At 73.1% G+C, this 18,079-nt stretch carries 18 protein-coding genes; 6 read left to right on the plus strand and 12 right to left on the minus strand.

Annotated features, from left to right (window positions below; all coding sequences use genetic code 11):
- Positions 1 to 5: 5 nt before the first annotated feature.
- From AWQ70_RS35020 to AWQ70_RS35055, 8 genes are all read right to left on the minus strand, one after another.
- The gene (locus tag AWQ70_RS35020; protein ID WP_245647303.1) at positions 6 to 434 is read right to left on the minus strand and encodes a MaoC/PaaZ C-terminal domain-containing protein; all 429 of its coding nucleotides are present in this window, start codon (positions 432 to 434) and stop codon (positions 6 to 8) included.
- Positions 431 to 985, minus strand: coding sequence for an FAS1-like dehydratase domain-containing protein (locus AWQ70_RS35025; RefSeq protein ID WP_084518150.1), 555 nt, complete (start codon positions 983 to 985; stop codon positions 431 to 433). Before AWQ70_RS35025 ends, AWQ70_RS35020 begins: the two co-directional genes overlap by 4 nt.
- Positions 982 to 2,145 carry a RidA family protein gene (locus AWQ70_RS35030; protein ID WP_084518151.1) on the minus strand — a complete coding sequence of 388 codons (1,164 nt, stop codon included), beginning with the start codon at positions 2,143 to 2,145 and terminating at the stop codon, positions 982 to 984. The genes AWQ70_RS35025 and AWQ70_RS35030 overlap by 4 nt, the downstream gene beginning before the upstream one ends.
- On the minus strand, positions 2,142 to 3,554 hold the full coding sequence (locus tag AWQ70_RS35035) for an MmgE/PrpD family protein (RefSeq protein ID WP_067186132.1): 1,413 nt from the start codon (positions 3,552 to 3,554) through the stop codon (positions 2,142 to 2,144). Before AWQ70_RS35035 ends, AWQ70_RS35030 begins: the two co-directional genes overlap by 4 nt.
- Entirely contained in the window at positions 3,551 to 4,753 is a 1,203-nt protein-coding gene (locus AWQ70_RS35040) for a CaiB/BaiF CoA transferase family protein (RefSeq protein ID WP_067186134.1), read from the minus strand. The genes AWQ70_RS35035 and AWQ70_RS35040 overlap by 4 nt, the downstream gene beginning before the upstream one ends.
- Entirely contained in the window at positions 4,750 to 5,784 is a 1,035-nt protein-coding gene (locus tag AWQ70_RS35045; protein WP_067186136.1) for an LLM class flavin-dependent oxidoreductase, read from the minus strand. The genes AWQ70_RS35040 and AWQ70_RS35045 overlap by 4 nt, the downstream gene beginning before the upstream one ends.
- Entirely contained in the window at positions 5,784 to 6,305 is a 522-nt protein-coding gene (locus AWQ70_RS35050) for a MaoC family dehydratase (RefSeq protein WP_067186139.1), read from the minus strand. The genes AWQ70_RS35045 and AWQ70_RS35050 overlap by 1 nt, the downstream gene beginning before the upstream one ends.
- 115 nt (positions 6,306 to 6,420) lie before the next feature.
- Positions 6,421 to 7,131 carry a FadR/GntR family transcriptional regulator gene (locus AWQ70_RS35055; protein ID WP_174552454.1) on the minus strand — a complete coding sequence of 237 codons (711 nt, stop codon included), beginning with the start codon at positions 7,129 to 7,131 and terminating at the stop codon, positions 6,421 to 6,423.
- 153 nt (positions 7,132 to 7,284) lie between these two features.
- Here AWQ70_RS35055 and AWQ70_RS35060 point away from each other — a divergent pair, with 153 nt between their 5' ends.
- The 4 genes from AWQ70_RS35060 (at position 7,285) to AWQ70_RS35075 (ending at position 10,315) form a co-directional block, all read left to right on the plus strand.
- A complete protein-coding gene (locus AWQ70_RS35060) occupies positions 7,285 to 7,740 on the plus strand; it encodes a DUF3598 family protein (protein ID WP_218004767.1) in 456 nt (151 codons plus the stop codon).
- Positions 7,737 to 8,756 (plus strand): MDR family NADP-dependent oxidoreductase, encoded by a 1,020-nt coding sequence (locus AWQ70_RS35065; protein WP_169808790.1) that lies wholly within the window; start codon positions 7,737 to 7,739, stop codon positions 8,754 to 8,756. Before AWQ70_RS35060 ends, AWQ70_RS35065 begins: the two co-directional genes overlap by 4 nt.
- Positions 8,757 to 8,930: 174 nt before the next feature.
- Complete coding sequence (locus AWQ70_RS35070; protein WP_067186144.1) at positions 8,931 to 9,368, plus strand: YybH family protein; 438 nt, start codon at positions 8,931 to 8,933, stop codon at positions 9,366 to 9,368.
- A 14-nt stretch (positions 9,369 to 9,382) separates the two neighbouring features.
- Complete coding sequence (locus tag AWQ70_RS35075; protein WP_067186145.1) at positions 9,383 to 10,315, plus strand: VOC family protein; 933 nt, start codon at positions 9,383 to 9,385, stop codon at positions 10,313 to 10,315.
- A gap of 87 nt (positions 10,316 to 10,402) precedes the next feature.
- Here the strand turns inward: AWQ70_RS35075 and AWQ70_RS35080 are convergent, their stop codons facing one another.
- The 4 genes from AWQ70_RS35080 to AWQ70_RS35095 all read right to left on the minus strand — a co-directional run bounded on the left by AWQ70_RS35080 (position 10,403) and on the right by AWQ70_RS35095 (position 15,384).
- Positions 10,403 to 11,632 carry an ABC transporter substrate-binding protein gene (locus AWQ70_RS35080; RefSeq protein ID WP_067186147.1) on the minus strand — a complete coding sequence of 410 codons (1,230 nt, stop codon included), beginning with the start codon at positions 11,630 to 11,632 and terminating at the stop codon, positions 10,403 to 10,405.
- Positions 11,633 to 11,691: 59 nt separating this feature from the next.
- Entirely contained in the window at positions 11,692 to 12,924 is a 1,233-nt protein-coding gene (locus AWQ70_RS35085) for an ABC transporter substrate-binding protein (protein ID WP_067186149.1), read from the minus strand.
- Between the two features lie 112 nt (positions 12,925 to 13,036).
- A complete protein-coding gene (locus tag AWQ70_RS35090) occupies positions 13,037 to 14,548 on the minus strand; it encodes an FAD-dependent oxidoreductase (RefSeq protein WP_067186151.1) in 1,512 nt (503 codons plus the stop codon).
- Positions 14,545 to 15,384 (minus strand): VOC family protein, encoded by an 840-nt coding sequence (locus AWQ70_RS35095; RefSeq protein ID WP_169808791.1) that lies wholly within the window; start codon positions 15,382 to 15,384, stop codon positions 14,545 to 14,547. The genes AWQ70_RS35090 and AWQ70_RS35095 overlap by 4 nt, the downstream gene beginning before the upstream one ends.
- Before the next feature lie 176 nt (positions 15,385 to 15,560).
- Here AWQ70_RS35095 and AWQ70_RS35100 point away from each other — a divergent pair, with 176 nt between their 5' ends.
- Together AWQ70_RS35100 and AWQ70_RS35105 are read left to right on the plus strand one after the other, a co-directional pair.
- On the plus strand, positions 15,561 to 16,607 hold the full coding sequence (locus AWQ70_RS35100) for a nitrilase-related carbon-nitrogen hydrolase (protein WP_067186155.1): 1,047 nt from the start codon (positions 15,561 to 15,563) through the stop codon (positions 16,605 to 16,607).
- 11 nt (positions 16,608 to 16,618) lie between these two features.
- Positions 16,619 to 18,055, plus strand: coding sequence for an aldehyde dehydrogenase family protein (locus AWQ70_RS35105; RefSeq protein ID WP_067186157.1), 1,437 nt, complete (start codon positions 16,619 to 16,621; stop codon positions 18,053 to 18,055).
- The last annotated feature ends 24 nt before the right edge of the window (positions 18,056 to 18,079 follow it).

Here is an 18,079-nt window from a genome sequence, read left to right on the forward strand (position 1 = left end):
GCCGGTCACGGCTCCTCCCCCGCGCGCAGGACGACCACGGCCCCGGCGGGCTCGACCGCCACCCGTTCCGGCTCGTCGCCGTCGATCAGCACGATGCGCTGCTCGACCGTGATCGTGTCGCCGTCCACCGCGACGACCCGCCCGGTGCAGCGGACGGTCTCGCCTGCGAACACCAGGTTCTTGAACCGGAAGTGCAGGCGGCGCACGACCGCGCGCGGTCCCAGCCAGTCCTGGAGCTGCTCGGCGAGCAACGCGCCGAAGACCTGCCCGTCCACGACCGGCGCGGGCAGCCCCCGCTTGGCCAGGTACTCGGCGTCGTAGTGGAGCCGGTGCCAGTCCCAGGTGGCCCCGGCGTAGGCGACCATGTCGCGCAGCCCGATCGTCCGCTCAAGGGGCGGGACCTCGGAGCCGGCCGTCACGTCGGGCCCGGTCACCGTGCCTCCTCCGATCCGTCCGTCTTCCCGGGCGCGGCCTCGGGCCCGGTGTTCGGCCCGGCCGCGGGGGCGACGAAGATGATGGTCTCCTCGTTCGTGACGAGGAGCGTGCCGTGCTGGTTGGTGTAGGCGGCGACCGACGAGACGACGAGCATCTCCTGGCCGGAGGAGGTCCGGCGCTCGGTGACGCCGTCGAGCCGCCACGTCGCGGTGATCACGTCGTCCGGGCGCACCGGTTCGTGGAAGGTGTACGCGTTGCCGCCGCGCACCTTCCGGCTGCCGGGGATGTCGATGTGCCAGTCGTGCCCGGCGTAGCCGTCGGCGTCCGGCGGCAGGTCGGCGTACTGGTTGGTCTCGCAGATGAGCGTGGGCGGCGCGATGACGCCGTCGTAGCCGTGCTCGCGCGCGTACGCGTCGTCCGTGTAGAGCGGGTTGTCGTCGCCGACGGCGCGGGCGAAGTACCGGATCGCGGCCCGGCCCAGCGGCTCGGGGGCGGTGTAGGACACCTCGGTGCCGACGAGCGCGCGGATCTCCTCGGTCAGCAGGCTCACGGCAGCACCGCCGCGGGGAAGACCTCCAGCAGGAACTCCGGCCGGAGCAGTCCGGCGCAGATCGCTCCGGTGGACGCGGGCCACGGGTCGCGCAGCCGCTCCTTGCGCACGCCGGCGACGCCGCGGTAGTCGGCCAGGCCCTCGGGGCAGACGAACTCGATCGTCGAGATCAGGTGCTCGGGCCCGGCCCCGGCGGCCTCCAGCACCTGGAGGATCGCGTCGTACGTCACCTCGGCCTGGGCCACCACGTCGCCGGGGTGCAGGGCCCGCTGGGTCTCCATGTCCAGCGCGGCGAACCCGCTCATCCACAACATGCCGCCGGCCTTGACGCCGGGAGTGTACGTGAGGGTGTCGTAGCGGGACCAGCCCGGGTTGACCGCTTCGAGCGGATGCCGGGACGCGGTGACGTCGAGCGCGACGAGCACGCCGGGCCGGTGCAGCCGGCTCATCAGGATGCCGCCCGCGCCCGGGAAGACGCCCGCGCCGCCGAGCCGCTCCTTGCGCACCCCATGCGTACGCCGGTAGACGTCGCGGGTGGCCGGGGTCGTGTAGTCGTAGGTCGTGACGGCGGCGTCCAGTGACAGCCCGGCCCCGCGCAGCAGCCGGTCGGCCGTGTCCAGGCAGTGGGCGTACTGGCCGGCCAGGTCGCCCTCGTGGACCACGTCGCCGTGCTCGTCGAGGGGCAGCAGCGTCGGCAGGAAGACGGTGCCGTCGCGCGCCTCGGCCACGCCGCCGGGCAGCGCGGCCGGGCCGCCCTTGCCCGCGTGCACCTCGACCTCGATGAGGGCGGCCGGGCGCAGCAGGCGGTCGACGATCACGGTGCCGACGGCCGGGCGGTGCTCGCCGAAGATCTCGGCCCGTACGGCGGCCGCCTCCTCGTAGCGCTCCAGGCCCGCGACCGTGACGTTCTCGGTGATGTGGGTGACGTCGGCGAACGACAGCCCGGCGGCCTCCAGGATCGCGGCGATCTTCGCGTACGCGGTGCGGGTCTGCTCGGTCATGCCGCCCCGCACGACCATGCGCCCGGACTCCGGGTCGTGCTCGCTGGCGGAGTGGCCGGACAGCCAGGCGTCCTCTCCGTGCGTCAGCCCGAGTGAGAAGGAGTAGCCGTCGTAGCGGAACCACGGGAAGCGGTCCGGGCGGATCGCGTTCAGCGTCATGCGTGTACCTCCGGCGCCGGCCGGGCGAGCCGGTCGGCGAGTGCGACGATGGTGGTCAGGTCGGGTTCGGCGGCGAGGCCGCGCACCCTGCGCGCCAGCTCGGCGGCCTCCGGCGCGGGGCCTCCGGCGTTGGCGGTGAACTTGGCGTCCAGGGCGGCGTCGCCGAGCGGGCGGTCGGGGCCGCCGACGCTGCGGGGGACGCGCCCCTCGATCTCGCGCCCGTCCGCGAGCCGCAGGAGCACGCGTCCGGGCGCGTCGGCGGCCACGCCTTCGGCCTCCGCGCCGCCACTGGTGACGACCGTGCGCACCCGGGCGGCCAGGTCCGCGACCTCGGGCCGCGCCAGAGAGCCGGGCGCGTAGGTCGCGAGCGTGACCGCGCCGTCGAGCAGCAGCGCCGCGGCGCTCCACGGCAGGGAGAACTTGGCGTCGTACGGCGTGCGCGGGGCGACCTTGCGCGCGGCGGGCTCGCACACGATGGAGGCGCTGTCCGGGTGAACGTCGGCGACCACCTCGACCACGTCGGCGGCGTCCACCCGCCGGAGGCCCGCGACGCGCATCGCCTCGGCGACCGCGTCGAGGGTCGCGTGCATGAGCTGGCAGGCGGGGTACGGCTTGACGGTGACGCGGGTGGTCTCCCACGCCTCCCCCAGGCCGCGGGTGACGTCCGCGGCGTCCACGGTCCGGCCGGCCAGCGCCGCGTACAGGCCGTGCGGGCCTTCGAGCACGCTGTCCGGCCCGCTCGCCCCGGCCGCCGCGAGCCGGGCGGCGAGGATGCCGGAGGCCGAGGCGAAGCCGGGGTGGAGCTGCTTGGTGGACGCGCCGGTGGACAGGAACTCCAGCAGGCCGCCGGCCTGGCTGCCCGCGACGCCGAGCGCGTTCACCGCGGTGTCCGCGTCGAGCCCCAGCAGCCGGGACGCCACGACGGCGGCGGACAGCACGCCACAGGCCATGGTCGCGTGCAGCCCCCGGCCGTGGAACGCGTGCGGCGCGGCCGCCGCGACCCGGCACACCGTCTCGTAGCCGGCGACCGCGGCGGTGAGGACCTCCGCTCCGGACGCGCCGACCTGCTCGCCGACGGCGAGGGCCGCGGGCAGCACGACGGCGGTGGCGTGGACGAGCCCCCCGGCGTGGGTGTCGTCGAAGTCGAGCGCGTGCACGAGCGTGCCGGTGGCGAGGGCGGCCGCGACGGCGGAGCCCCGTTCGCCGGTGCCGAGCAGCGCCGACTCGGGCGCGCCGCCGAGACCGCGGGCGACCGTGAGCGCGGGACCCGCCGCTCCGGCGCGGCCGGCGGCGAGCGCGGCGCCGAACCCGTCGAGCAGGTGGCGGCAGGCCGCCTCGCGCACCTCCTCCGGCAGGTCGCCGGGACGCAGTCCGGTCGCCCATTCGGCCAGGACGCGGGCGGCGGTCACGCGGGCGCTCCGAACGCACCCGCCTCGGTCAGCGCCGCCACCTTGTCGTCGTCGTAGCCCAGCAGGTCGCGGGTGACGTGCCCGAGGTCCTCGTTGCGATGGGGCGCGCGCCGGTAGGCCGGGCGCAATCCGCCGACGCGGACCGGTGAGGCCACCTGGCGCACCGTCCCCCAGACCGGGTGCTCGGTCTCCACGATCAGGTCCCTGGCGAGGGTGTGCTCCTCGGTGAGCGCGGCCGCGACGTCGTTGATCGGGCCGCACGGGATCGAGGCGGCGTACAGCGGGGGCAGCCACTCGGCGACGGAGCGCTTGCGGAAGATCTCCTCGAGGAGGGGCAGCAGGACGTCCTGGTTGTCCCTGCGGGCGGCGAAGGTGGCGAACCGGGGGTCGTCGGCCCACTCGGGGTGCCCGATGACCTCGGTGAGCCGCCGCCAGAACTTCTCCTTGGCGCAGCCGACGACGAGCCAGCCGTCCTCCGCCTCGAACGCCTGGAAGGGCACCAGCGACGGGTGGGCGGAGTGCCGGGTGCGCGCGGGGACGAAGTCCGCGTTGAGGTGCCAGGCGGCGGGATAGGTGAGCAGCCCGATCGCGGTGTCGTACAGGCTGACGTCGCAGTCCATGCCGACGCCGTCCCTGCGGGCCGCGTGCAGCCCGGCGAGCAGCGAGATCGCCGCGACGAAGCCGCCGGAGTAGTCGACCATCGACAGCCCGGACTTCGTCGGCGGGCCCTCGGGCTCGCCGGTGACGTGCATCCACCCGGCCAGGCCCTGCAGGACGTAGTCGTACCCGGGCTCCTTCTTCCTGGGGCCGGTCATGCCGAAGCCGGTGAGCGAGCAGCAGACGATCGCGGGGTTGAGGTGCTTGAGGTCGTCGTAGGTGATGCGCATCTTGGCCGGCACGTCGCCGCGCAGGTTGCTGTAGACGGCGTCGCTGACGCGGACCAGGTCCTCGAAGACGGCCCGGCCCTCCGCCGTGCCGAGGTCGAGCGAGAGGCTGCGCTTGCCCCGGTTGAACGCCTCGAAGAACAGGGAGTCCTCCCCCTGCGCGTACGGCGGCACGTACCGGCCGACGTCGCCGCCGACCCGCGGGTCCTCGATCTTGATGACCTCGGCGCCGAGGTCGGCCAGGTGCACGCTGCCGAACGGACCGGCGCCGTACTGCTCGACGGCGATGATCCTGACGTCTTCGAGCGGCCTCACGCGCGCCCTCCTGTGATGTCGGCGATCAGCTTGATGATCGATTCCTGGGCCGCCCTGGTCTCGGCCGCGGGCAGGCCGTGCGTGGGCGGGGTCAGCTTGACGGTGTCGGCGAGGCCCTCGTAGGCGGCGAGCCGGGCGCGCACCTCGTCCGGGCTCCCGGAGAGGGTGACCGCGTCGGCCATGCGGTCCGGCACCACGCCGCCGAGGTGGTCGGCGCCGCGGCCGGACCGGAACGCCTCGACGACGGCGGCCTGCTCCTCGGCCAGCCCGTGGAAGGCGAAGAAGTCGGCGTAGCTGCGCACGCTGGCGTAGAACCCGACCAGCCCGGCCGCGCGGCGGCGGGCGACCGAGGCGTCCGCGTCCACCGAGCAGCAGGCGGAGACCACGAGGTCGAGGTCGCCGCGGCCGCGGCCGGGGGCCTTCGCCAGGCCCGCCTCCACCTCGGGGAGGATGCGTTCCCGCAGGTAGGCGGGTGAGCACAGCTCGTGCGAGATCCAGCCGTCGCCGATCTCGGCGGCGAGCCTGGTCATGGCCGGTCCCACCGCCGCGAGGTAGATCGGGATCCGGGTGCGCGTGACCGGGAAGGGCCGCCGGTAGCCGCGGATGCTCATCGGCGCGTGCTCGCCGGTCAGGACCATCGGCTCGCCCGTGGTGCAGTTGGCCCAGAAGTGCCGGATGGCCCGGACGGTCTCGCGCAGCCGGCCGACCGGCTTGCCCCAGGCGACGTTGTGCCAGTCCTCGTTGAGCCGCTGCACGCCGGTGCCCAGCCCCAGGATGAACCGGCCTCCGGTCAGCTCGTCGAGGTCGAGGGCCTCCAGCGCGGTCACCATCGGGCTGCGCGTGAACGCGAGCGCGATGGCGGTGCCGACCTGGGCGGTCTCCGTCACCCGGGCCAGCGCGGCGGCGGAGCCGACGGCGCTGCGGTGCATCTCCGGCACCCAGACGACCTCGGCCCCGGCCCGCTCGGCCGCGCGCGCGGCGTCCGCCATCTCGTCCAGGGTCTCGCCCCATGGACCGTACGTGATGCGCATCAGCCCTCCAGGGTGAGCGGCCGCTCGGCCGTGGGGAACACGCCCTCGACCTGCTCGGCTCCGCGCCGGTACACGTAGAAGGTCCGCCTGAAGGAGCAGACCTCCTTGCCGTCCTGGTTGATGGTGCGGGTGCGAACGGTGACGATGCCGGCGTGCGGGCGGCTGGCCGACTCGCGCTTCTCCAGGACGATCGACTCGCTCCAGAGCGTGTCCCCCGCGAACACGGGGTGGGTCATCCGGATGTCGTCCCAGCCGAGGTTGGCGAACGCGTTCTGGGTGAGGTCGGTGACGCTCTGGCCGACCGCGATCGCCACGGTGAACGTGGAGACCACGAGCGGCCGGCCGAACTCCGAGCGCGCCGCGTACTCGGCGTTGAAGTGCATCTGGTTCGTGTTCATCGTCAGCAGCGTGAACCAGGTGTTGTCCGCCTCGGAGACGGTTCTGCCGAGCGGATGCTGGTAGACGTCGCCGACCTCGAAGTCTTCGAAGAACCGTCCCTGCCATCCCGGCTTGACACCCATTGGCGCCCCTTAACCCCAGACCTGTGCGTACGCGGCCGAGCCTAAAGGTCAGACTATTAAGAAATCAAGGGGTTGTTCCGCTGACGTTAACAGCGTTTCAATTCGCCGGGTCCGTTCAGGCGGGACGCTCCCGGTCGATCCGGGTGTAGGTGTCGCGCAGGTGCTCCAGGTGCTCCCGCTGGGCCCGCTCGGCCCCCTGGGCGTCGCCCGCCTCGACGCAGGCGAAGATCTTCCGATGGTCGTCGTCCACCCGGTCCCAGAAGCCGTCGGACGCCTCGTCCCGGGCGAACCTGCCCTCGATCACGCCGAACACGGGGGCGGTCACCGCGTCGAGCAGCGGGTTGCCCGCCGCCTCGAGCAGCGCCTTGTGGAACCCCCGGTTGGCCGTGTACGCCTTGCCCCGCTCGGCCGGGCGCGGCTCGAACAGCGTGCGCCGCAGCGTGTCGAGCTGCTCGGGCGACCGGCGGGCCGCGGCCAGCCCCGCCGCCGGCACCTCCAGCAGGATGCGCACCTCCAGCAGGTGGGCGACCGAACCCGAGTCGGTGAAGAGCATCAGGCTGGAACGGAGGTAGCCGCTGATGTCCTCGGGCTCGGGGCGGACCACGAAGCTTCCCCCGGCCACCCCCCGCCGGGTGACGAGCAGGCGCTCACTGGACAGGACCCGCAGCGCCTCGCGCACGGTGCTCCGGCTCACGCCGTACAGGGTGCACAGCTCGGGCTCGACCGGGAGGCGGTCGCCCGGCTTGAGCTCTCCGGCGAGGATCTGCGCGCGGATCCGATCCGCCAGATCCTGGTATGCGGGCGCTAAGACACGATCGGTGGACACGCGCACAGCCTAGCCACAGACGGCGGCGATGTCCCCCGAATGTTCCCTCTAGCGAAACGTTGTTTCAACATGTCACTCTGATGGCTCGCATCCCCACCAGACACGGCGGAGGCCCGCCCACGGCCGGCCTCCGCGGAGAGCAAGGAGCGACGCGTGAACATTCGCGAAGGCATGCCTCTGCTGGCCAGGCACGAGGGCGAATGGGAGGGCACCTACACCTACGTGGACCGCGAGGGGAACATCGTCGACCGGCACGCCTCCCACCTGAGCTGCACGTTCCCGCCCGAGCACCCCGACCGGTACGTGCAGGTCAACCGGTACCGCTGGGAGGACGGCCGGACGGAGGAGCACACCTTCCCCGGCGTCTTCGACGGCCGCGACCGCCTGTACTTCGACACCGAGCGCATCAAGGGCGTGACCTGGTGCCTCGACGAGAACACCGCGTACCTGACCTGGCGGTACAAGGCCGCCGCCGCAGAGCTGGACCAGCGGCTGTTCGAGTTGATCGTCCTCAGCGACGACGGCACCGAGCGGAGCCGCGTCTGGCAGTGGCTGGAGAACGGCGTCTGCGTGCGGCGCACCCTGATCAACGAGAAGCGCATCGGGTGACCGGGCACCTGACCGGGCGCACGGCGGTCCCCGCGGCGCAGCGCAGGATCGTGCTCGCCCGCCGCCCGGACGGCGTGCCCGCCGAAGCCGACTTCCGCGTGGAGACGGCCGCGGTCGCGCCGCCCGGGCCGGGCGAGGCGCTGGTGCGCACGGTCCACCTCTCCCTCGACCCGTACGTCCGGGGCACGCTGACCGGCCGCGATCTCGGCCATCCGCCGGTGCGGCCCGGCGACCTCGTCCCCGGCCGGGCGGTCGCCCGGGTCGTGGATACCGGCGAGTGGGTCCTGGCCGAGACGGGCTGGCAGGAGTACGCCGCCGTCCCCTCGACGTCCCTGCGCCCGCTCTCCCTGCCGCCGGGTGTGCCCCGCACCGCGGCGCTCGGCGCGCTCGGGACACCCGGGCTCACCGCGTACGCCGCGGTCACGCGGCTGCTGCGCCCCGCCGTCGGCGACACCGTCGTGGTGTCCTCCGCGACCGGGGCCGTCGGCGGCGTCGCCGGACAGCTCGCCGCGCTCGCCGGGGCCCGTACGGTCGCCGTCGCCGGCGGGCCGGAGAAGTGCCGGATCGCGGTCGAGCACTTCGGCTACACGGCGGCCGTGGACCGGCACGACCCCTCGTGGACCGAGGCGCTCGCCGCGGCCTGCCCGGACGGGGTCGACGGCTACCTCCACATGGCCGGCGGCGCGGTGCTGGAGGGCGTGCTGAACCGGCTCGCCGTCGGCGGCCGGGTCGTCCTGTGCGGGCTGCCCGAGAACGCCAACGAGGTGGGCACGCCCGCCGCCCTGCCCGCCGGGCTCCTGATGCGCACCCGGGCGGTCGTGCGCGGGCTCGTCGTCTTCGACCACGAGGACCTGGCGCCGCGGTTCGCCCGGAGGGTCGGCGCGCTCGTGGCGGAGGGGCGGCTGCGCCTGCTGGAGGACGTCCACGAGGGCCTCGAATCGGCGCCCGCCGCGTTCCGCCGGCTCATGTCCGGCGGCAACGCCGGCAAGACGATCGTACGCGTGGCACAGGGCTGACCGGAAAGCACACCTGACCGTTGAACACGCCCGGCCGGAGAGCGCCCCCGGCCGGGACGGGCCGCCTCCGCCGGGCCTTGACCCCCGATACCTCAGACAATTAAGGTCATCGACCGAAACAGTGTTCCGTGTAACGGAATCGCGGAGCGGCGGGTAGCAGGGGAAGGCGCACTTATGAGGACACCTCTCGGCACGGCCGAGGCGATGCTCACGGCCGTCATCGACAAGGACCTGGACGGCGTGCTGGCGACCTTCTCGCCCGAGAGCGACGCGTACGTCTTCGTCGAGGGGCCGCGCTGGACCACCCACGGCGGCGACCGGATCGCCGAGGGGTGGCGGGCCTACTTCAAGGCGCCGGTCGGCATCACCGCGTTCCGCTGGGTCGAGGGCCCGTTCACGTACGAGAGCGACACCCTCGCCCAGGTGTGCGGCGTGATCGACTACGACGTCGTGGGCGACGGCGAGGCCGGGCGGCTGCGGATGCGGATGACGTGGCTGGTCCGCCGGGAGAACGGCGAGTGGCGCATCGTCCACGAGCACGGCTCCCAGCCGCTGGCCGACCCGTACGGCGCCGGGGACTGGTGGCCCGAGGGCGCCACCCCCCTGACCTGACCGGGGGCGAGCCGATGATCAGCGAGCTGCGCGTGACGACGGTGGCCGTCGCGGACCTGGAGCGTTCGTGCTCCTTCTACGCGGAGACGTTCGCCTACCGCCGGCTCGCCGAGGCGGCGGTCGCCGGGCGCGAGGTGGAGCTCCTGTGGCGGATGCCGGCCGGCCTCACCGGCCGCGCCGCCGTGATGGGACCGGAGGGGGCCGCCACCGGCCTGCTGCGCCTGGTCGAGTTCGACGCGCCGGGCGAGCCGTACTGGGGCGACTACTCGCGGGCCCACGACTACGGGCACTACGCGCTCAACATCCGGGTGGACGAGATCCACTCCGCCGTCGCCCGGCTCCGTGCCGCCGGAGGCCGCACCAAGTCGGAGCCCGCCCACTGGACCGTGACGTCCGACCTGTCCGCCTGGGACTCGTTGTCGTACGACCCGGACGGCAACGTGCTCGACGTCTTCCAGCTCGAAGCGGCCGAGGGGTCGGCCCTGGCGGACTACGACGGGCGGCCGAGCGAGCTGCAGACGGTCGCGATCCACGTCTCCGACGCCCGCGCGTCCGCGGACTTCTACGCCGCGCTCGGCTACGTCGAGCTCTACGACAAGCTGATCGAGGGCATGGAGTCCTTCTTCCGGCTCCCTCCGGGAACCGGCCTGCGCAACATCAACATGTACGCCCCCGGCAGCCCGCTGAGCGGCCGGGTGGAGATCGCCCAGTACGTCGGGTTCCCCGGCGCGCCGCAGCGCGACCGCGCCGTCCCGCCCAACCTCGGGATCCTCTCCGTCTCCCCCGCCACCGCCGATCTCGCGGCCACCGCCGCCCTGGTCACCCGGCTGGGCGGCGAGCCGGCGAGCCCGCCGGTCGAGCTGGACCTCCCGCCGTACGGCCCGGCCCTCGCCCAGTCGTTCTTCGGCCTCGACGGCGAGGTCCTGGAGTTCCACCAGCCCCTCTGACCCGCCGCGCCCACCGGCCGAAGGGCCCGCTTCGTCACCTCGGGGACGAAGCGGGCCCGGACGGAACGGGAGCTCACGCGCCGCGGGTCAGTGGGTGATCTCGACGGTGTGCCAGCCCTGGTCGGACTTCTTCCACTGGTAGACGTGGATGTCGTCCAGGCCGAAGAACTCGTGCTTGTCGGTCTTGACGGAGTTTCCCGACGGGGTCTCCTGGTCGGAGATGTCGATCTTCTCGAGGGCGGCCGCGACGGCGTCGGGGTCGAGGGACCGGGCCTGCTCGGCGGCGCGCGTGTAGGCGAACACGCAGTCCGCGGCGATCTCGGCGGCCTTGGGCGACTCGGCGCCGGTCTTAGGGCCGACGTTCTTGCCGAACCGCTTCTCGGTCTCCTCGATGTGCCGCCGGTACCCCGGCTTCCAGGTGTCCCTGCTCTCGGCGCCGGGATAGGGGTAGTAGGTGGCGCTGAAGAGCGCGCCGTCGGCGGCGTCGCCGGCCGCCTCGACGAACGAGATGTTGCGCGCGCCCGACCCGCCCACGATGAGCCCCTTGTAGCCGGCCTCGCTCGCGGCGGCCATGGTCTTGGCGCCGCTGGAGGAGTTGGAGATCCAGATCGCGCCGGCGTCCTTCAGCTTGTCGACGTACGGCCGGTGCGACTGGTCGTCCGGCCTGGTGGCCTCGAACCCCTTCCAGGTCAGGCCCGCCGCCTCCGCCTGCGCCTTCACCTCGTCCGCCGTGTTCTTGCCCGCGTCGTCCCCCTCGTAGACGACGCCGATCGAGGTGACGCCCTCGGCCTTCACGTGGGCGATCATCTTCGCGACGTCGAGGCTGACCGGGTCCTGCGCGCGGAAGCCGTACTTGAGGGACGCGAAGTCCCCCGTGGCGACCATCGGCTGGCAGTTGATCTTCTTGTTGCTCTCGAAGGCGCCCTTGGCGGCGTTGTAGAAGGCGGTCAGCGCGGGCCCGACCACCAGGCCGACGCTCTGGTCGCCGGCGAACTCGTTCGCGGCCTGCACGGCCTTGGCCGGGTCGAGCCCGGAGTCGCGGACCACCAGCTCCAGCCTGGCCCCGCCGAGGCCGCCCGCGGCGTTGAGCCGGTCGATCTCGACCTTCAGCGAGTTCTCCAGCGAGATGCCCGCGACGGCGAACGGGCCCGTCATCGGGCCGATCAGCCCGACCTTCACCGCCGGGCGGCCCGCGCTCCACCCGTCGCCGGAGGACCCCTGCGTCACTCCGGCTCGTTCTTCCTTGCTCGCGCAGGCGGTGAGCAGCAGGGCGGCGCCGAGGAGCGCCGTGATCTTCCGACCGGCGTTGACGGTCATGGGGGTATTCCTCTCAGGCGATTGGGCGGGGCGCGCCCGGGTCACCGGACGCCGCCCGGTCAGGACTTCGGCGTGACGTCGGTGATGAACCAGCCCTGGGCGTCCTTGTCCCAGCGGTAGATGTGGAGATCGTCGACGTGGAAGAACTCGTGGTCGGCGGGCTTGATCCGGTTGCCGGACGGGGTCTCGGTGTCGGGGATGTCGAGCGCCGTCATCGCCGCGGCGAGCTTGTCGGGGTCGAGGGACTTCGCGTTCTCCGCGGCGGCGGCGAAGGCGGTGACGCAGTCGGCCGCGATCGCGGTGCCCTTCGGCATCTTCGCGCCGGACTTCGCGCCCTCGACGACGCCGTACTTCTGCACGATCGTGTCGACGTGCGCCTTGTAGCCGGGCTTCCAGGACGCGACGTCGCGGATGTTGAACTGGACGTTGACCGCCGAGAAGACCGCGCCCTTCGCGAGGTCGCCCGCCGCGTCGAGGAAGGAGACGTTCTGCAGGCCGGAGGTGCCGGCCATGATGCCCTTGTATCCCGCCTCGCCGGCCGCCGCCATCGTCTTGGCCCCGCTGGCGTTGCTGGAGACCACGATGGCGCCCGCGTCCTTGAGCTTGTCGACGTACGGCCGGTGCGACTGGTCGTCGGGCCGGGTCTGCTGGAAGCCCAGGTACGTGATCCCGTACTTCGGGGCCAGTTCCTTGATGAAGCCGTCGTTCGCCCGGCCGGCGTCGTCCGCCTCGTAGACGAGCCCGACGGACGTGACGCCCTGGCTCTTGAAGTACTGCATCAGCTTTTCCATGCCGATGTCGTTCGGGTCCTGCGAGCGGAAGCCGTACTTCAGCACGCCGAAGTCGCCGGTGCCGACGCCCGGCTGGCAGTTGAGCTTCCTGTTCTGCTCGTACGTGCCCTTGGCCGCGTTGTAGAACGCGGAGAGCGAGGGGCCGACGACCATGCGGACCTGGCCGTCGCCGGCCAGCTCGTTGGCCGCCTGCACGGCCTTGCCGGGGTCGAGGGCGGAGTCGCGGACGACCAGCTCCAGCTTGGCCCCGCCGACGCCTCCGGCCTGGTTGATCCGGTCCATCTCGACCTGGATCGAGTTCTGCTGGAGGATCCCGAGGACGGCGTACGGGCCGGTCATCGGCGAGATGAGCCCGATCTTCACCGTGCCGGATCCCGCGTTCCAGCCGGTGCCTCCGGCCGCGGCCGTCTCGGCCGCGCGCTCCTCCTTGCTCGCGCAGCCCGCGAGCACCAGCGCACTCACGGCCGCCGCCGACGCCCAGCGAATCGTGGACCTGCGCACGTGCCACCTCCTGGTTTTGAACCCCGAAACAAAGTGAGAATTCCGATATGCGGAACAGCGTTACGAGGAGCCTAGGAACGGCTCACCCCGGCGTCAAGGATTGGTCTGATGTTTATTCCGGCAGTCGGCGGACTGTAAGACCGCCTGCCAGAGCCGCGCCGCGACCGGTCCGCCGCGCGGCGAGCGCGCGCCCGAGTTCGCGCCCGAGCGTCATCGCGGGCGTCACGCTCATGCCCCCGACGTAGTTGTCGCCGGCGAAGACGTTGTTGCCGAGCACCTCGCCCACCGCGTACAGGCCGGGGATCGGCGCGCCCGCGCGGTCGAGCACCGCGAGATCGCCGTCCACGCGCAGGCCGTCCCGGCTGAGCAGGGACGCGGCGACCGAGGTCAGTCCGTAGAACGGGGGCGCGGCGATCGGCGCGGGCAGGACCGTCCGCCCGTGCTCGGGATCGTGCCCGGCGGCCACCGCCTCGTTGTACCGCCGCACGGTCGCGGCGAGCCCTCCGGGGTCGACCCCGAGCCTGCCCGCGAGCTCCTCGATCGAGCCGGCGGCGACGATCCAGCGGCCGCTCTCGCACTCGGACAGCATTCGCTCGCGCGTCCAGTCGCCCGTGCCGTTCCTGATCAGCGGTTCGGCCGCCTCGGCGATGGCGCGGTCCCAGACGACGTGCATCGCGAGTCCGGGCTGCCGCAGCAGCCGGCGTTCCCGGTGCTCGGGGCTCGTGGTGTCCTCCGCGACGAAACGTTCGCCGTCGCGGTTGACCCAGATCTCGTGCGGGGTCCGGTACGCGGGGGCGACCTCCACGAACGCCTCGCGGTAGTCCACCGCGAAGCCCGGCCGCCCGGGATCGGGGATCAGCCCCATCACGGGGATGAAGTGCCCGTCGCCGCTCACGTCCGCGCCCAGTTCCTCGGCCAGCGTCAGGCCGTCGCCGGTCGCGTGGTCGAGGCAGGCGATCAGCGCGTCCTCGCACCCGGGCGGGAGGAACCGGTTCCGCAGGTGGAGGTTCGCGTCGTATCCGCCGCTGGCCAGGACGACGGCGTCGCCGTACGCGACGACCTCGCCGCCGTCGGCGCGTGCTCCGGTCACGCCGGCCACCCGCCCGCCCTCGAGGACGGCGCCGTCGACCCGGACGCCCAGGGCCACGGTCACCGCTCCGGCGCGGACGAGCTCGTCGAGCCGCCGCCGCAACACGGCCAGGACCGACCGGCCGAGCTCCACGCCCCAGTACGTGCGGGGCGTCGAATAGACCTCGTGCCCGTGCACCAGTCCCGGCGTCGCGGGGTCGAAGTCGAAGCCGAGGCTCTCCAGCCAGTCGACCGTCTCCCCCTGCGCGCGCACGCTCCGCCAGGCGAGCCGCTCGTCCGCCTTGCCGTGCGACAGCCGCATCACGTCGGCGAAGTGCTCCTCGGGGGTGTCGGCGATGCCGTGCGCGGCCTGCCGGCGGGTCCCGGCGCCGCTGACCTCGCCGTTGGCGACGTGCAGCATGCCGCCGATCTCCGGCCGCTTGTCGAGCACGAGCACGCGGGCGCCTCCGGCGGCGGCCTCGATCGCGACGCACAGACCCCCGGCGCCGGCGCCGACGATCACGGCGTCGAACCGGCCCAGCTCGTCGGCGGTCACGACGCCGCCCCTCCGGCCCGGCGCAGCTCCACCTCGACGCCCCCGGGCCCGCGTACGGCGTGCTCGGCGAGGCGGACGCCGCCGGCCGCCTCCAGTGTGGCGGCCAGCGCGTCCGGGTCGGCGGCGGCGAACACCAGCCGGCGCAGCCCGAGGGGCCGGTCGGACAGGTCGCGCGCGTCGACGCCGGTGAACGACATGATCTCCAGCCGGGCGGGAGCCTGGTCGGCGGACACGAGGAAGGACAGCCGCAGGCTCGCGCCGGCCGGCATGCCGATCATCCGCTCGAACGGCTCGCCCTTCATCTCTCCGTCGAACGCGACCGTGAGACCGCCCGCCTCGGCGAAGAAGCGCAGCGCCGCGTCGTGGTCGGCGGGGACGATGACGGCGGTGTGCAGCTCGCCGTGCAGGCGTTCGCCGTCCCCCTCCAGGGCCGGGCTCGGCCGGTGGCCGGGGCCCGCCTGGGGCAGGGTCCACCACACGCCGTCGCGGCCGAGGGCCACGGCCTCGCTCAGCGAGGCGGAGCCGTACGGATAGGTCACCGGCTCCCTGGACCTGCCGCCCGCCGCGTCGATCGCCCGTACGGACCGGGCGAGGTCGCGCGAGTACAGGCCGAGCAGCCGGGGGCCGACGTCCCAGACCCTCGGGTCGGCGGCGTCATCCCCGGACGGGGCGGGCACGAGCCGTAGGCGGCCCGTTCCGACGCCCCGCACGCCGACGAGCGCCTCGGCGCCGTTCCGCTCGATCAGGTCGAAGCCGAACACGCGGGCGTGGAAATCGACCGACGCCTCGACATCCCGGCAGGCGACGACCGCCTCGACGATCGCTCCAAGCGACACGGTCACTCCTCCATCTCACTTCTGTTCCGATTTGCGGAACGGTGTTTCACGCTAGGAGTGGAGGGTCTCCCGTGTCAATGAGCCGTCCGGGACTCACGAAGGCTTCCCAAACCGGGACACGCTTCCCTATAGTCCGTCCAGAAACAGCGTTTCGATACGCGGAACAGAGGAGGCGCATGAGTCACGACGATGCCGGCGAGCCGGTGACCGCCTTCCGCGCGGTCGCGCTGCAGAGCGCGTGTCACGCGGTGAACCGGGCCACGAGCCGCGCGGCCGCCCGCGACATGATCCGGGCCGCGATCGACCGGGTGCACGACCAGCTCTCCGCCACCCGGCGGTTCGCCGGAGGGCTCAGGCTCGCGGTTCTGCCCGAGTACCTCCTCACCGGGCACCCGATCGGCGAGCCGCTCCCCGAGTGGTGCGAGCGGGCGGCCCTCGACCCGGACGGCGAGGAGTACGCGCGGCTCGCCGACGTCAGCCGGGACACCGGCATGTTCGTGTGCGTCAACGCGTACGAGCTGGACGAGCACTTCCCCGGCCTCTACTTCCAGGCGTCGGTCGTCCTCGACCCGCGCGGGACGACCGTCCTGCGCTACCGGCGGCTCAACTCGATGTACGCCGTGACGCCGCACGACGTGCTCGACCGCTACCTGTCGGTCTACGGCGAGGAGGCGCTCTTCCCGGTCGCGCGGACCGAGATCGGCAACCTCGCCGCCATCGCGTCCGAGGAGATCCTGTTCCCGGAGGTCGCCCGCTGCCTCGCCATGCGCGGCGCCGAGGTGTTCCTGCACGGCACCTCCGAGGTGTGCAGCGCGCTCCTGTCGCCGAAGAACGTCGCAAAGCTGGCCCGGGCCGTCGAGAACGGCGCGTACGTCGTGTCCGCCAACACGGCCGGCGTGCACGGCATGGGCCTGCCCGCGGAGTCCGCGGACGGCGGCAGCCAGATCGTCGACCACCGCGGTCTCGTCCTCGCCAAGGCCGGCCAGGGCGAGTCGATGGCGGCGAACGCGGAGATCGACCTGGCCGCCCTGCGCCGGGCGCGCAGGACGCCGGAGATGACGAACCTCCTTCCCCGCCAGCGGTTCGAGCTCTACGCGCCGAGCTACGCGGGCACGTCGTTCTACCCGCCGAACACGGTGCGGCCGGGCGAGACCACACGCGCGCACTTCGCGACGACCCAGCGTGCCGTGATCGACCGGCTGGCCGCCGACGGCCTGATCTGAGGAGCCCCGAGATGACCTCCCGAACGACACGGACGATTTCCGTGCGCAACCCCCGTACCGGGGCGACGGACCACGAGATCACCGCGCTGGACGCGGACGGCGTGGCCGAGGTCGTGACCCGGCTGCGGGCCGGCCAGGACGCGTGGGCGCGGCGGCCGGTCGAGCACCGGATCGCCGTGCTGCGCGAGTTCCGCGACGCCGTCGCGCGGCGCCGGGACGAGATCGTCCGGCTGCTCGAAGCCGACACCGGCCGCCACCAGGTCTCGGTGATCGAGGTGGACGCCGTACTCGCCGGGATCGACCGCGCCTCCCGCTTCGCCGAGGAGGTCTTCGCGCCCGCGGACCTCGCCGCCACGGCGGACCCGGCCGTCCGCACCGGCGGCGACCTGGTCGCCCACCCGGTCGTCGCCGCGATCTCCCCGTGGAACTTCCCGTTCCAGCTCGCGCTCATCGACGCGGTCCCCGCGCTCCTCGCCGGGTCGGCCGTGATCCTGAAGCCGAGCGAGATGACGCCCCGCTTCATCCCCGCGCTGCGCGCGTGCGTCGACGAGACCGCAGGTCTCGGTGACGTCTTCGCGGTCGTGGAGGGGGACGGCGAGACCGGCGCCGCGATGATCGGCGCGGCCGACGCGGTGTGCTTCACCGGCAGTGTGCGCACCGGCCGCGCCGTCGCCCGCGCGGCGGCCGAGCGGTTCATCCCGGCGTTCCTCGAACTCGGCGGCAAGGACCCTGCGGTGGTCACGGCGACCGCCGACCTGGACGCCGCCGCGTCCGCCATCCTGTGGGGCTCGACCGTCAACTCCGGGCACGCCTGCATGTCGATCGAGCGGGTGTACGTGGACCGGCGGGTCGCCGACGCGTTCGCCGAGACCCTGGCCGGCAAGGCCGAACGGGTACGGCTGGCCCACCCCCGACCGGCCGACGGCGACATCGGCCCGATCATCACGAGCGCCCAGATCGACATCATCCGGGAGCATCTGGAGGAGGCCGTCACGCTGGGCGCCCGGGTCCGGACCGGCGGCCGGATCGAGGTCATCGACGGCGGATCCTACCTGCGGCCGACCGTGCTGACCGACGTCGACCACTCGATGCGCGTCATGCGCGAGGAGACGTTCGGCCCGATCATTCCCGTGATGGCCTACGACGGCGAGGACGAGGCGGTCGCGCTCGCCAACGACACCGAGTTCGGGCTCAGCGCCGCCGTGTTCGCCGGTACGGCGGAGGAGGCGCTGTCGATCGCGCACCGGATCGACGCGGGCGGCATCAGCGTCAACGACGTGTGCCTCACCGGCATGGTCCCCGAGGCCGAGAAGAACTCCTTCAAGATGTCCGGGCTCGGCGCCTCGCGGATGGGTCCGCCCTCCGTCCGGAGGTTCCTGCGCCGGCGGGCCCTGCTCGTCCGCGAAACCGCGGGTCCCCGGCCCTGGTACTACGACACCGCCCGGTGACCCGGCACAACCGGGAGGAACCGA

It is taken from the genome of Microtetraspora niveoalba (assembly GCF_001570405.1).
Classification (GTDB): domain Bacteria; phylum Actinomycetota; class Actinomycetes; order Streptosporangiales; family Streptosporangiaceae; genus Microtetraspora; species Microtetraspora niveoalba.